Origin of the sequence: Leptospira perolatii (genome assembly GCF_002811875.1) — a bacterium.
GTDB classification, from domain to species: Bacteria; Spirochaetota; Leptospiria; order Leptospirales; family Leptospiraceae; genus Leptospira_B; species Leptospira_B perolatii.
Map to the genome: position 1 here is coordinate 56935 of NZ_NPDZ01000007.1, position 13598 is coordinate 70532.

General features: G+C 43.7%; 14 protein-coding genes and 1 tRNA gene. 5 read left to right on the forward strand and 10 right to left on the reverse strand.

The window, feature by feature from the left end:
• From CH373_RS11960 to CH373_RS11985, 6 genes are all read right to left on the reverse strand, one after another.
• Positions 1–321, reverse strand: a complete 321-nt coding sequence (locus CH373_RS11960) for a bactofilin family protein (protein ID WP_100713296.1) — start codon at positions 319–321, stop codon at positions 1–3.
• Positions 322–690: 369 nt separating this feature from the next.
• Positions 691–2019 (reverse strand): NarK family nitrate/nitrite MFS transporter, encoded by a 1329-nt coding sequence (locus CH373_RS11965; protein WP_207761454.1) that lies wholly within the window; start codon positions 2017–2019, stop codon positions 691–693.
• A gap of 315 nt (positions 2020–2334) precedes the next feature.
• Complete coding sequence (locus CH373_RS11970) at positions 2335–3504, reverse strand: iron-containing alcohol dehydrogenase (protein ID WP_100713295.1); 1170 nt, start codon at positions 3502–3504, stop codon at positions 2335–2337.
• Between the two features lie 83 nt (positions 3505–3587).
• Positions 3588–3911, reverse strand: a complete 324-nt coding sequence (locus tag CH373_RS11975) for a flagellar biosynthesis anti-sigma factor FlgM (protein ID WP_100713294.1) — start codon at positions 3909–3911, stop codon at positions 3588–3590.
• Entirely contained in the window at positions 3901–4668 is a 768-nt protein-coding gene (gene rsmI, locus CH373_RS11980) for a 16S rRNA (cytidine(1402)-2'-O)-methyltransferase (RefSeq protein WP_100713293.1), read from the reverse strand. Before rsmI ends, CH373_RS11975 begins: the two co-directional genes overlap by 11 nt.
• Positions 4665–5393 carry an LIC11073 family putative lipoprotein gene (locus CH373_RS11985; RefSeq protein ID WP_100713292.1) on the reverse strand — a complete coding sequence of 243 codons (729 nt, stop codon included), beginning with the start codon at positions 5391–5393 and terminating at the stop codon, positions 4665–4667. The genes rsmI and CH373_RS11985 overlap by 4 nt, the downstream gene beginning before the upstream one ends.
• 115 nt (positions 5394–5508) lie before the next feature.
• Between CH373_RS11985 and CH373_RS11990 the strand changes: the two genes are divergently transcribed.
• A complete protein-coding gene (locus CH373_RS11990) occupies positions 5509–6210 on the forward strand; it encodes an LIC_20245 family lipoprotein (protein ID WP_100713352.1) in 702 nt (233 codons plus the stop codon).
• Here CH373_RS11990 and nadE read toward each other — a convergent pair.
• Complete coding sequence (gene nadE / locus CH373_RS11995) at positions 6207–8099, reverse strand: NAD(+) synthase (protein WP_100713291.1); 1893 nt, start codon at positions 8097–8099, stop codon at positions 6207–6209. The genes CH373_RS11990 and nadE overlap by 4 nt on opposite strands.
• Before the next feature lie 44 nt (positions 8100–8143).
• On the reverse strand, positions 8144–9379 hold the full coding sequence (locus CH373_RS12000) for a 3-deoxy-D-manno-octulosonic acid transferase (RefSeq protein WP_100713290.1): 1236 nt from the start codon (positions 9377–9379) through the stop codon (positions 8144–8146).
• 6 nt (positions 9380–9385) lie between these two features.
• Between CH373_RS12000 and CH373_RS12005 the strand changes: the two genes are divergently transcribed.
• Positions 9386–10003, forward strand: coding sequence for an HAD family hydrolase (locus tag CH373_RS12005; RefSeq protein ID WP_100713289.1), 618 nt, complete (start codon positions 9386–9388; stop codon positions 10001–10003).
• On the opposite strand, the gene CH373_RS12010 is transcribed toward CH373_RS12005, so the two are convergent.
• Positions 9975–10694: a flagellar filament outer layer protein FlaA gene (locus CH373_RS12010; RefSeq protein ID WP_100713351.1), complete on the reverse strand. Its 720-nt coding sequence runs from the start codon at positions 10692–10694 to the stop codon at positions 9975–9977. The genes CH373_RS12005 and CH373_RS12010 overlap by 29 nt on opposite strands.
• Before the next feature lie 138 nt (positions 10695–10832).
• Here CH373_RS12010 and CH373_RS12015 point away from each other — a divergent pair, with 138 nt between their 5' ends.
• From CH373_RS12015 to proC, 3 genes are read left to right on the forward strand one after another with little or no spacing between them, the layout of a single operon-like run.
• Positions 10833–11609, forward strand: a complete 777-nt coding sequence (locus CH373_RS12015; RefSeq protein ID WP_100713288.1) for a hypothetical protein — start codon at positions 10833–10835, stop codon at positions 11607–11609.
• A gap of 39 nt (positions 11610–11648) precedes the next feature.
• Positions 11649–12314 carry a YggS family pyridoxal phosphate-dependent enzyme gene (locus tag CH373_RS12020; protein ID WP_100713287.1) on the forward strand — a complete coding sequence of 222 codons (666 nt, stop codon included), beginning with the start codon at positions 11649–11651 and terminating at the stop codon, positions 12312–12314.
• Positions 12311–13087 carry a pyrroline-5-carboxylate reductase gene (gene proC, locus CH373_RS12025; RefSeq protein WP_100713286.1) on the forward strand — a complete coding sequence of 259 codons (777 nt, stop codon included), beginning with the start codon at positions 12311–12313 and terminating at the stop codon, positions 13085–13087. The genes CH373_RS12020 and proC overlap by 4 nt, the downstream gene beginning before the upstream one ends.
• A gap of 281 nt (positions 13088–13368) precedes the next feature.
• On the opposite strand, the gene CH373_RS12035 is transcribed toward proC, so the two are convergent.
• Positions 13369–13441 (reverse strand) — tRNA-Met (locus tag CH373_RS12035).
• Positions 13442–13598: the final 157 nt, after the last annotated feature.

Sequence of the window (13598 nt, forward strand, 5' to 3'; positions counted from 1 at the left end):
TTACATAATACTGTTACCGCTAAACTTGGCTCCCGATTCAATTTCTAGGTCCGGAGTACGAACATCACCCACGAGCTTCCCTGTTTTGCGTACGGAAATTTTTTCTGCCGCGTTGATATTTCCCTTTAAGTCCCCTTCGACTACGATCACTCCGGTTTCGATATCTGCTTCCACCTGCCCGGTTTCGCCTACGATCAAAGTTCCAGTTGTTTCTATGGTTCCTTTAAAGGCTCCCTTGATTTTGAGTGCATTGTTGAAGGTAAGTTTTCCGCGAAATTGGATGTCTTCCCCGATGACTGTGTCGATGGATTCTTCGTTCATGTGGTTCCATTCTTAGGCGGGACTAACCTCCTTCAAATGTTTTTTTCCGGCTTTTCCTGGGTTTTTTGGGTCGGTTCAACTTGGATCGGTACCTGTTCAGGGTTCTGAAATTTTGGAAGGTCCCCGCCCTTCGTGGGTGGGGGGCTGGTGGCGGGTACAACGCCCATAGCCGAGAACCCGGTTACCACGATTCGCTAAAATTGACAACTCTTTTCAGGGGATCGCATTCTTGTAGGACCTCCTACAAAGTTTCGTACCGGCTAAAGCTTCTTAGCCGGTACGGAGGGAAGTTTCAATTTCTATTTTCGCTTTGTCCTTTCAGTTCTTTGCACCCAAATTTTCAAATGATTGCTACAGTTCTCACAAATCTTATGCGCTAGCAGCGCCGGATACTAATTCCTCGCCTTTCGCACTTGCTTCTTCTTCCGCAGAGAATCGCACTAACAGAGTAGTTGCCGCAGAAAGAAGGACAGCGATTCCGATAATGAAGAAGACCTCGTGGTAGGTGAGGGAGCCCCTAAATAAGAATCCTGCCGATACTGCTCCAGCGTTTCCGCCAGCTCCTACAATCCCGGAAACCGCTCCGACTGCTCTACGGTTCACAAAAGGAACCACCGAAAAAGTAGCTCCTTCCGACATCTGAACGAATAGGCTAAACAGTACCAAGGTCCCGATGGAAAGTGCAAGTACGCTCATTTGCGAAAACAGGAGTAGAAAGACTCCTTCTCCAGCTAAAGCCATTCCTAACCACATGACTCTACCTTTTAGTCCTCGCTTGATACCAAACTTATCCCCGAAGACTCCTCCTAAGGTTCTCGCAAATATATTCATTAAACCGAATAGACCTGCAATGAATCCTGCGGTAGCTGCATCCAATTTAAATTCATCAACGTAATAGAGGGCAGCAATATTATTAATAGTTAATTCGATTCCGAAGCAAGCTCCATACATTAAGAACAATGCCCAGACTCTTGGATCCTTCAGTGCTTCCAAGAAATGTTCCCAAGTGTTCTTTTTGGCGCCTTGGAACTTTGGATGTGATTCCACGATGTCTTTAAAGTTACCGCCGGGAGTGTCTTGAGTAAAAAAGAAATAGATTGCCGACATGAGCAAGAGGGCGATCCCTGGAGCGATCATAGCGTATCTCCAAGAAACAGAATTGCTGTATCCGAGCGCGACAAAGAAGCCGAAAACAGCCGGCATCACCATCTGGGTAACCCCTCCACCGAGGTTTCCCCATCCTGCAGTAGTCGCGTTTGCGGTTCCTACTATGTTTGAAGCAAACATTAAGGAAGTGTGATATTGAGTAATCACGAAAGACGCACCGATGATTCCGATTGCAAGACGGAAAATGATAAAACTAACGTAATTTTGTGCTAAACCAATTCCGATAACCGGGAGAGATCCGATCAGCAAAAGTACAGTATAGGTCAACCTTGGTCCGAACTTATCGCAAAGCCATCCTACGAATAATCTCGCAAAGATCGTAATTGCAACGGATGCAATGATGATATTTCCAATTTGTTCTTTTGTAAGCTTAAACTCTTCTCTGACGAATGGCATTAATGGTGCGATCCCGAACCAGCCGAAAAAACATAAAAAGAAAGCGATCCAAGTAATATGAAATGCTCTCATTTGAGGGCTAGAGATCGAAAATAGCTTTATTTGTGTCGCCTTGGAGCCCGGCGTGATGGTCATGATGTATCCTCTCTTTAGTTCTAATGAATACATTGCAATGTACGTGCCAAGATTCGTTTTTTAAGTAAATCTCTTCGAAAATAATCTAAAATTGGCCCTCAAGGATTAAAAATGCATACTTTTTTAACCTGAGAAATAGTTTGGCCCGCTTTGATTTGCAGCTATTCTAAATTTTTCAGAGTGATTTCAGGCAAAATGTACAGTCTTTATGCAATTTTAAGAGACAAAATCTATAGTGTTTGAGTTGGCACGAACCTTGCCTTGGTTGAGAAAGGATAGAAAATTCAGTGCAAAAATGCTTTTTGCAGAAGGTATTCAGAAAGCAGCTACTAAAATAGTCTCAATCTCATTCTTTGGAAGCTCTCTCGGCAGACAGTCTAAAAACGGGAAGGAAGAGGCGAGGCTAGCGATTCCGGGTAGATCAATTTTTCTAACTTCGTATTCCGAAAGCCGTTGAGGGATTTTTAGTTCGATATAAATCTTCCGAATCCCTTCCACAGCTTTAATAGCGGCTTCAATCACCGAAATATTCGTGATGTCCTCGTCCAAGGCCTTGGCGATCAATACGTATTTTCCTGCGGATGAAGTGAGATTATATTCCATTACGTGAGGTAAAAGAATCGCCATCGCCTGGAAAATATCTAGACCAGTAAGGTTGGCACACGCTAAAGAAAGTGCATAACATAAACCTAATGAACTCGATGCATGAGACATTCCGACTAAGAGACTTGCTCCGAAAATTGCATTTCTGAACTGTAGGTTTTTTGGATCCCTGATAGCAGGAACTAGGTTTTTATAAATAATTTCGATCGACCTGAGTGCAGAGGAGTTAGTGATTTCGTTCGAATATCTGGAAAGGATAGAATCGACTGCAGCTGCCAGAATCCCGACTCCAATTTTAGCAACATCTGCAGAAGTCATGAAGGATCCAATTTTTGCATCTGCAATGACCAGTTGTGGAAACAAAAACTCGTGGGTAAAATATTTCACCAATCTATCTTCGTCGGTATAAATCGTAGAAACAGGAGAGCACTCGAGGCCCATGACTGGATGAGTAGGGATAAGGACCAGTGGAATCGGGGATTTTAATTTTTGAATCTTTTTATGTACGAAAACATCTTCTGCAAAATGGTCATTGGCTGCCAAAAGAGAAACTAATTTTGCAGCGTTTAGACTTTCAAAAGAGCCGTACCCAATTACACAATTTGCATTGGAAACCCTAGTGAAGTAAGCAGCGGTATCCAGTTCTTTTAGAGTTGGTTCGTTTGCGATATTATCGTAGAGAATGACTCCGTCGATGTACTTCTCTAAAGAAGTTTTTATGACGGAAAATTCGTCCATATTCTCCAGCTCGCTTTGGGTGGAGAGTATTACGGCTCTAGATCCGATGTTCTTAACGAAGTTTCCCATTTTGAAACCGCAATCGACTTCAAAATGGATTTTTGTTGGAAAGTGGAAGTTGACCCAGTCGGGGAGTATCGGCACTGTGTCGTCTCCCTTTTGTTAGTACTTAATATCTTTGAGAGGGCCCGGAACGAAATTTAGTACGGTCCAGGGTTTCTTACGAATCAGCGGCCTAAAAAGGACTCAGCAATCCGATCTGCGACGGCTTGTAGAATTTCAGGGCTTAGATTATCGTATTCCCCATTCTTCAGCTTTTCCTTGACTTCTTTCAGTTTTGCCGATCTTTCGGGCTCAACTGGACTAGAAACGATTTTTTGCGCAATCGTCTGTACTTCTGCCTGTAGCTTGGCTTCGGAAGCCTTCTGTTTAGCAGTATCCGAGATGGATATATTATCAAAACTTTCTTTGGAGTCGCTCTTTCGTACGGAGGATGGCTTACGCGGCTCGTACGAACCTCCACTGATTCCGCCGATTTTGTCAATGGTCATAGGTCTTTCCCTCTCCATCCAAAGTATCGGCTTCCCCGTCACAACCGTTAAGCATTTTTTTCCCGCCGAGACGGATTAATACAGCAAATTCACCTTTTTCTGCGAATTTTAGGGTTTCCAGAGGGGTATTTGGCAAAACTAAGAGAATTTCCTCGTGAATCTTGGTTAATTCTCTCCCAATTAAGATTTCGGCCGAAGGGAAGATTTCCCGAATCGCAGAGAGAGTATCTCTCATCCGATGGACGGATTCGAAAATTGCAATTACTCCCTGGAAGGAACTCCATTCCAGTAATTGGTTTCTTTTCTTCCCTTTTTTTTCGGAAAGGAATCCTAAGAACAGGCAAGGTTGGACCTGCCAGCCTGAAACAGATAGAAGTGCAGTCAGCGCGCTGGGGCCGGGGATCGGAATTACCGGGACACGATTTTCCCTTAATGTCCGTACTAACTGGGAACCCGGGTCAGATACGCCAGGAGTTCCTGCATCCGAAACCAAGGCTAAGGTTCCACCGGATTGCAACTCCTCTATAATTTTTTCAAAAGGCCTTTCGGAGAAATCTTTGTAAAGGGTCCTCGATTTTGTTTGGATCTCGTACGTTTGAAAGAGTCTTCTACTGTGAGAAGAATTTTCGCAGTACACGACATCTACATTTTTTAAAATTTCCAAGGCACGAATCGTGATATCACCTAGATTTCCGATAGGGGTCGAAACGATATAAGCACTGCCTTGTTGTACTGCGGATTTCGAGACCTGACTCATAGATTACAGCCCGGAGGAGTCGAGCCCACAGCGCAAGGGCAACCGAAATCTCTGGTGGAAGGGTTCGAGCAAGGATTGCAAACAGTTCCGAGCGGACAGGAAGTCAGAGCATCCGTAGGACAGGTGGATGCACTGGAACAAGCAACAGGGTTGCAGCTACTTCCGACGGTGCACAGATCCGGACGAATAGAAGCACATTGGCTGATTGCAGTAGAAGGAATCGAAGTAATTCCGGTGTTTAACACTGCACGTAAAGTGAATGTATAAATTTCGCACTTATTGAACGGAGTGATTCCGGGAGGTGGAATCAGGTTCCGAATTCTGTGTGTCACAAGTCTAGAAGTGGATGCGTCTATCGCGAGATGCGCGAAGGAAGGTTGCACTCCGTTTTCCAGATATATATTTCCCCCCGCGAAGGTTTCTGCTGGGGAAGGGAAAGCGGTTGTGATGTACAAATTGTATCCTACAAACTGAGGTTCCAAATTCGTAATATAGTATCGCAGGAAAAATTCAGGCTTCAGATTGTTCGGTTCTTGATAATATAATCCGTCAGCCGTACTAGCTTGAGTAAATGTACCAGTAATTCCATCATTCGTAGGAATCATGCTGTAAACTTGAGGAACTCCTACAGGGGTCAAAAAAACGAATGGAGATTGAGCGACCTCAGTATTGACGCCACAGGATACGATCAGAAAAATGAATGGCAGAGCGAATCTAGAGAACATAAAACGGTTTTTTCGATTCTTAGGCGGATTCGGGCTAGGAATCGAAAAAGTTTGGCTCACAGGGATAAGATTCCCCTTTCAAGCGGTCTTACAACTAAAAAAAGGAGAGGGACATTTGGGCAGTATTCGTAATCTTCTATTTATCGGCGGTTTTGTCGCAATTTTCTCAGTGTTACTAGTGGTCCTATTTTGGACGGATGATCCAGCTGATTCCAAAGCGGACAAAAGAGGGGAGGCAGATGCTGTCGCCACACTCTTAGGCGGCGGATCTTCCAGATCTTCCGGTGGGAACGGTTCCGTCGGTCCAGCTGGATCCGTTTTTGACTCCGATTTCTATAAGGCCGGAAAAGGTGAATACATAGAACAGGAAGCTAAGGACGGGCAAAACCAAGATAAGGGAGACCAAACCGATGCAGATAATCCGGTCAATCCTCAGACTGGAAAGCCGTACACCAACGAGGAAATGGATCGTTTTCATCAGTTAAAAGAAAGATTTCCGACGAACTCATTGATTCCGGTAAAAATGAATTCTGCGGAAAAGGAAAAGAAAAAACAGCTAGAGCTAAAAGTATCAGAAGCTACTAGAGCCGTACTTTCTAGAACTGCATCCAAAGAACAGGTTTCTACATATTACGATTACATGGAAAAGCAATCTATGGATCGTTTGGAAATTGTTGCTTACTTAGTGGACCTGCAAAAGGGCTCCGGAGATGAAGAGCAAGAAAAGAAACTGGATGCAATCAAATCTAGTCTCGAAAAACAACTAGAGCAAGTCCAGAAAGACAAACAGAAAGCGATGGAACAGGGCGGAAATTAGAAAGTAATTTCGGATAGAATCGGAAATCTAAAACTAGATTTAGGATCTAGCCCGTAAGAATCTAAATGAAAAGAAGGAGGGAGCCTTTCTCTTTTCCATTGGCTCAGTGGAAACAGTTTGAGGAATTTTTTCTCTCCTTCGGAAGCCTGGTCTCCGTTTGTCCAATGAATCCCAGTATTTAGAGCTCCGGGCTTTCTTCCTAGAACGACAAAGGAATGTTCAAGTTTTTGTAATAGAGGATATGGCATGAGATCCTTTTCGTCTTCTTGCTTTTCGGAGAGAGGCTTTAGTTCCGCGGTTGGCTTGGATTCCAAAATTCCTTTGAGCGCCTTGTAGGAGGGTAGAATCGAATCCTTGCCCTCGTACACATTACGCAACCATTTCAGGAGGAATTCCTTACTGACCCCGGTAAGAGGTGCGACGGATCCCGAGGAATCTCCATCCATCGTGGTATAACCTACGCTTGCCTCGCTTCTATTTCCCGTAGATAATAACAGGTGCCCATTTAGATTCGCCAATAGCCAAATGAAAGGTGAGCGGGCCCTAGCCTGGATATTTTGGAGTGCCAGGTTGTGTTCTTTCCAGTTCGGAGTGAAGCCTAACACTTTTCCGATTTTTTCTACCATGGCGCCCACTTCTGAATCTATTTCGATAGAAGCAAACGGAACCTGAAGCTCCTCTGATAGTTCTTTTGCAACCTGTTGCGTATGCTCTGAATTGTTCTTGGTGCCTTGGTATAAAGTGAAAAGATAATTCTTCGGATCCAAGGAGGTGCTTTGCCAGAAAGATTCCCCGAGCTCTTTTTCTGCACAAATCATTCCGGCTTTTACTAACAACGCGCAGGCTGCGCTATCCGCTCCACCGGAAAGTGAAAGGGTAAATCCTTTTGTCTTGGATTTTAAAAGATAATCGAAAAGTCCAAGTGCAACCGCTCTCGTAAAATCAGAATAATTGTCTGAGTGTTTTTCTGGTTCTGTGAGTGTCTCTTCCTGTTTTATTGGGATTAAATTCGGAATCCGAATTCGGAATAAATCCTTTCCTCTTTTTCTGAATTCCTTTGTGCCAGAGGATCTAAAGCTTCTCGCTCTGAGTGCGCGCAAGTCTTTAGAGTTTAGATCCCAATGAGCAAATTCAAATTCCGTAAAGTGCAATCTGGAAGATTCTGACACAAGATTTCCGTCCAAAAAGCACATGGATCCGCCTTCGAAAATCAACCTTCCGGATTCGTTTCCATTCAGATTCGCGTATAAGATCCCAGCTGCACCGTTCCTAGAAGATTCTCCGAACATTCTCTTTCGAATTTCTTGTTTTCCTAACGCAAAGTGAGAAGCTCCCGGAGATAAAAGCAGATCCGCTCCTGCTTCTACCAAGTACTGTCCCGGCCTTGTCAAAACCCAAGAGTCTTCGCAAATCTCGATTCCAAAATTCAGATCTTCCGTTTCAAATAACAGTGATCCAAAGGGAATTTCTTCCCCGTCCGGAGTGACAGCGATTCCTCTGGCTTCTTCTCCTTTGGCAAACCAGCGATTTTCATAATGTACTCCAGTCTGCGCCAAATTTTGCTTTGGTACGAGACCTACGATTTTTCCAGCTCTGAGTACGGCAGAAACATTAAATAGATAAGGGCTTTGGTAATAAGGAAGTCCTACGATGACAGTCCGGTCTCCGGTTTCTGCCGCGATCAACTTCAGACTTTTCCAGGAGGATTCCCATACCCAAGGAAAATAAAATGCGTCTTCGCAACCATAGCCGGAGATGCAGAGTTCCGGAAAAACCACCAAAGAAGAAGATTCGCATTTTTTTAATGCTCTTAGGATTCTTTCTCGGTTCCCCTTAAAATCAAGAGCGGTTGTTTTCAAGCTGACGGTACTGCAACGATAGATCGCCATTTGCTTACTAGTATCTACTTCTCAATTCGGAGGGAAAACGTTTTTTATTTTCTGAGTTCCAAATAGGTTCTCTCTCCGGCCCCTCTCCCAGATTCCAAAAAGGCTCGATTGGTCCGGGAAATCCTTTTGAGTTCCACTTCATTTAACAGTAAAACCTTCTTTGCGTCTTCCAGGGATCGAATCGTAAACAGCCCACCAGTTCTTTTTAGCTCTTTTGCCTCGGAAGAATGGTCGATTTTTGGTCCGGTCAAAATCGGTAATCCGAAATAGGCAGGCTCGAGCACATTGTGTACTCGATTGTGCAGGCCACCTCCCACATAGGCGAAGTCCGCGGACTTGTACGCGAATGCCAAAAGCCCCAGAACATCAAAAACTATGATCCTCGAATTTTGTTTTTCAAAAGGAAGCGAAGTATAACGACTGGAAACTTTTCCGAGCGAAGTTACTTTCGATTCTATGAATTGGATCCTGTCCGGAGAAGTTTTGTGAGGGAAAATCCAGAATGCGAAGTCTTTGAAATTATCATCCTGTATTAAAGGAAGAAGTAGAGATTCGCAAGGCTCGTAGGTAGAAGCCAAAACCAAAATCTTGGAAAAAGGATAGGAATTCGGCCGAGAAAATTCTTTTGTATTCGACTCCACTTTTTGGACGACAGTATCTATTCTGCAATCCCCCAAAGTTTTGAGCCTTGCCTTGGCTCCTAAAAGATTTTTGAATTCCTGTTCAGAAGAAGCATGAGCCGGAAAGATTTGAGTAAACAAAGCAAAAACCGAACGATCCATTTTTCTGCCCAGCCAACCTTTTTGAGAAGGAGGCACTGCGGAAGATAGATAGGACCTAGTTCCGAATTTTCTTGCTGCCAAAAGTAAGTTGGGCCAGCGATCCCAAGACATGAGTACCAAAATCTCCGGGCGGAACTTTATAAAAATTGCATTATACGACCAGGGAAAATCCATCGGGAGTCGAAACTTGATATCGGCATCGAAGGCTTCCAACTGGGAATCTCGTACCGAAGAAGAAGTCACGCTTTGCAGAAGGAGAGTTTTCGGTTCCTTTTGCCGGAAAACTTTCGCTAAAGCTCGACACTGATCCAGCTCTCCGACAGAGGCCGCGTGTAACCAAACCACCTTTGTATCCTGACTTGGGTTGGGAGCTGATAAAATTCTTTTTAAATCATTCTTTCGAATCCGTAGGAACTCCCGCAGCGCAGAAACAAAAAGGGAGAAAACATTTACGAACGGCCAAAGAAGGATCGTCAAAATCCGGTAAATCAAAACCATGGAGGAGTGAGACCTGTTCTCTTTGTGTTTGATCTGATGGATACTCTGATCGGGGATCCTTTCCACGGAGCCCTGACCAAGATATTATCTTCTGATCAAAGGGAAGCATTCCTGAAAGGCCGAGAAAGGCAAGCTTTCTTAGAATTCGAAAAAGGGGAAATCACCGAAGAGGAATTTTTTACGAGATTCTACCTCCCGGAATTCAGGGATAAGAATCTTCCCGATCCCAGAAAAATCAAAGAAGAAATGTTTTCGAATGTGGTTCCAATCTCTGAATCGATCCAGATCGCGTCGGCTCTCAAGAAGAAAGGGTTCCAAGTCATACTAGCGAGTAATTACTCCGTTTGGTACAGAGAAGTTCTCAAAGCTCCTGTGATCGGGGAGCTATTACATTCAATGGACAGGCTCTATTTTTCCTGCGAGATGGGAGTCAGAAAGCCTGCCCAAGAATATTTCCAGTGGATAGAAGTAGATTTTCCGGAAAGGGAATACGTATTTATAGATGATAATGCAACCAATGTAGAAGTCGCGGGTTACATGCATTGGAATACTTTTCAGTTCAATCCTAAAAAGCCGGGGGAATTGAAGGAGTTCCTTATAGATCAGTACCCCAATTGTCTTTGATCTCTGCGCCAGGGTAAGATTCTTCTCTTTTATCAATCAGAATTCCCATTCGATCCAAGTAGACGATGAATTCACCCTTCGGTTGGAACGGATTCGGTTTGATTCGGATTGCCATTACTTCGATCGGAAAACTTAGGGACTGATTGAGTTTAATATTCTTAGCTGGAATATCCAATCGTTTCTCGATTCTTTTCCAACCGTCAAACTTAAGGTCTGCGACTTCTAGAATGATCTCTTTGGATTTTCTCTGTTTGAGTACCAATTCGATCACCGCGTTATGATTGAAGGAATACGCCCAGAAAAATAAACGAGTTGGAATTCCGAGAGGGAGTCGGATCGGTTCCTTGGGCCTGAGCTCAATATGTTCGTGCTTAGGATTTTCAAAAAAGGTATGGATCAATAAGGATCTGTATTCTTCCTGGGGAGCATCCTTGTACAATTCCTTTTCTTTTTGAAAATGTGCTGACTTCGGAACCTGAGACGTTAGTTCCACATGATTCAGAAAGGAATATCCCCGATATACTTCCCAGAGGTTGTTCCCTTCGAAGGAATCTACTAGAAACAGATTGTAATGTTTCCAATCTTGTAATACTTTTTCCAATTGCAAAACCTTGCTTGCTTCATCCTGTTCTCTTAACACGGGAGCAGGGAAAGTGCTATTACTCACGAAAAGGACTATTGTAAGTAGGATTGCACGATAAAAACCGTTTGGAAAGGCACACAAAGTCACAGTACTTGTTTCGGAAGAAAAGAAAGATCTCCTTATAGTACTGCTTTTTTTCCAGAATTCGAGGGTTTTCTTGGCCGATACTTTACAATGGACGTTCACATGAGCCGGGACCATCTTAAGATCCTTTTAACTGCCTTACTTTTTTTGATTCTAACCTGCATGATCGTATTTGTCGTGAGGGATCCGGATTCGGTGATGAGCTGGATCAAAGGAAAGCAAACCGCGGCCGAGGAACAGAACCCCGGAGAGAGGGTGATCCTGGACATGGACCAGGTGACTCCCGGAAAGGAAATGAACCCGCCCGCAAGTTTTGATTCGGAACCTACGAGCAGCGGATCCGAGAAAACAGCTACATCCGAAAAAGAGGCAGACTCAGGACGAAAAACAAATCCAAAGCTGGATTACGAGGTCCCCGGACTTGGCCCGGAGAAAGAGAGGGAGAGCTCTGTTTCCAAAAAGACCGAGTCGAAATCGGAAGGTGTTCCTTCCAAAAAATCCTCCGAGAGAGAAGTCGAATCTTCTGAACTAGATTCCGCGACTTCTCGCACATCGGAAGAGAGAAAGAAATCCGATTCTAAGTCGATCGTATCAGAAGAAAAAAAAACCAAGTACAGGGAGAGAACCCAAGACGATTTGGAAGAGAAAGATTCAGGTTCGGATCGCTATTCCGAAATCCAATCTGAGCCAACTTCCAAAAAATGGAACCGAAGACTGAATTCGTTGGAGAATCGAGTAAATCGTTTGGAAAAAAGACTCGGAATCAAGACAAAGAAAGTGCGGCATCATAAAAAACAAAAAAGAATGAGCTTGGAAAGGAGAGTGGAAAGATTGGAAAATCAAATTCGTACTCTCAAAAGAAGATCGAAAAGGAATTAGCTACCTTGGTCGTACTTCCAGCGGATTTTCGGTAAAAAATTGGCAATCAAGGAAAATTACGAAAAAATCAAAAGCGAAGTGGAAGCACTTCGGCCCGATCATCCTCCTAGAATCATCTCTGTTTCAAAATACCAACCTCTAGAAAAAGTAGAAGAAGCCTTGGCGGCCGGGATTGTACATTTCGGAGAAAATCGGATCGTAGAGGGCTTCGAAAAATTCCACGGAATCGGAAGAGCAAGTATAGACTTTGTACTCCACCATATCGGCCCAGTCCAAACAGGAACGATCCGGAAATACAACGGATTGTATTCTTATGCGCATGGAGTCGGTTCTGCGAGTGTGTTAGACGAGTTAAAGAAGCGCTTAGATAAAGATCGCTGGAAAATGAAGGTGTTCCTACAAGTCAATCTCACGGACGAAGATAGCAAGTCTGGTTTTTCTAGAGAGGAAATCAAATCGCTTCTGCGAAGAGCATCTTCAATATCTACTGAATATTGTACCTTGGAAGGATTGATGACCATGGGACCGAGTTCCGGAGATCCGGTCTTGACTAGAAAAGTATTTAAAGAATTGCACTCTCTTAGAATGGAATACGCCCCGAATGCAAAGCTATCCATGGGAATGTCGGGAGATTATAGAATTGCAGTGGAAGAGGGAAGTGATTATCTAAGAATCGGGACCTCTATTTTTGGAGAAAGAAAATGAGTGAATCGATCGGAATTATCGGCTGTGGAAATATGGGTGGTGCGATTTATAACTCCTTGCAGGAGAGAAAAGAAAAAGTATTCGGATATGATCCGTATCTTTCCCAGTCCAAACAAGCCAAAATAGATTTGGAATCAGATTGGAATGAGTTCCTGAAAAAATCAGAAATTCTAATACTCGCGGTCAAACCGAACGAAGTCTCCAAAATCTTGAAAAGCTTGAATTCATCTAAAAAGATACTTTCCGTCGCAGCTGGAATCGATACCCACACTCTGAGAAATGCTTCCCCTCCTGGTTCTCAGGTAGTTCGGATCATGCCGAATCTGCCTCTTCTAGTCGGAGCAGGGGCACTCGGATATTTTGGCGAGAAAGAGCTCTACGAACTAGTACAAAAAATCTTCTCTCCGATCTCTTATTGTTTAGAAGTCTCTAAGGAAGAATTACTAGATGCGGTCACTGGGCTTTCAGGATCCGGCCCTGCTTATGTGCTAAAATTTATCCAATCTCTAGCGGAAGGCGGAGTTTCAGTCGGACTAACGTATGCACAATCCTTGGAGCTGTCTCTTCAAACTGTATTAGGCACAACAAAACTGTTCCTTCGGGAAAGAGAAGCTAATCCGGATTCTCATCCAGAAGCTCTAAAAAATAGAGTTACCTCTCCTGGAGGCACTACAATCGCAGGATTAGAAGCTTTGGAACAAGGAGCCTTCTCTCATTCTGTAATTTCCGCGGTAAAGAGAGCAACGGAAAGATCCAAAGAACTAGGTCGCTAAATCTACCGAAAAGTTCTGTTACCTACCGAAGTCATGCTTGGATTCGAAACTTGAGATCCAAGCGCTGAGTGATCCAAAGGGTCATCTTGTCTAACACCTTGGATCTAATCTTTCTATTCTTTATATTTAGTAGATTGCGTAAATTGAGATTGATTCTGAAAAATCCGAATTTGGAATTTCCGTTGCAAAAACTTTGATTCAGTGAGAAAAGAAAAACGGAAAAATCAAATTTTTCACGTCGCATCTCTTGTTTTGTAGGATAAGAGGAATGAAAGACACTCTAGCGCGGACAGGATTCGAACCTGTGACCTTTGGGTTATGAGCCCAACGAGCTACCGGCTGCTCCACCGCGCGGCGTCTAAAACCATCTTTCCTACACATAGGCTAAAAGTCAATCTAAAAAGTAAAAAGAGTTTGATTTCCCATAGGAAGAGGATTTTATTCAACTCTGCCGGAAGCAGATGACTTCCTTTTTGGGATCTTGAATGCCCGTTATGTAACGGGTAGAGCG

Bases quoted from the DNA above. Each gene is read 5' to 3' on its own strand.
- CH373_RS11985 (WP_100713292.1), bottom strand. From the start codon at position 5,393: ATGTTCTCTAGATTCGCTCTGCCATTCATTTTTCTGATCGTATCCTGT.
- nadE (WP_100713291.1), bottom strand. From the start codon at position 8,099: ATGGCGATCTATCGTTGCAGTACCGTCAGCTTGAAAACAACCGCTCTT.
- CH373_RS12000 (WP_100713290.1), bottom strand. From the start codon at position 9,379: ATGGTTTTGATTTACCGGATTTTGACGATCCTTCTTTGGCCGTTCGTA.
- proC (WP_100713286.1), top strand. From the start codon at position 12,311: ATGAGTGAATCGATCGGAATTATCGGCTGTGGAAATATGGGTGGTGCG.
- CH373_RS12015 (WP_100713288.1), top strand. From the start codon at position 10,833: ATGAGCCGGGACCATCTTAAGATCCTTTTAACTGCCTTACTTTTTTTG.
- CH373_RS11975 (WP_100713294.1), bottom strand. From the start codon at position 3,911: ATGACCATTGACAAAATCGGCGGAATCAGTGGAGGTTCGTACGAGCCG.
- CH373_RS11965 (WP_207761454.1), bottom strand. From the start codon at position 2,019: ATGACCATCACGCCGGGCTCCAAGGCGACACAAATAAAGCTATTTTCG.
- CH373_RS11960 (WP_100713296.1), bottom strand. From the start codon at position 321: ATGAACGAAGAATCCATCGACACAGTCATCGGGGAAGACATCCAATTT.
- rsmI (WP_100713293.1), bottom strand. From the start codon at position 4,668: ATGAGTCAGGTCTCGAAATCCGCAGTACAACAAGGCAGTGCTTATATC.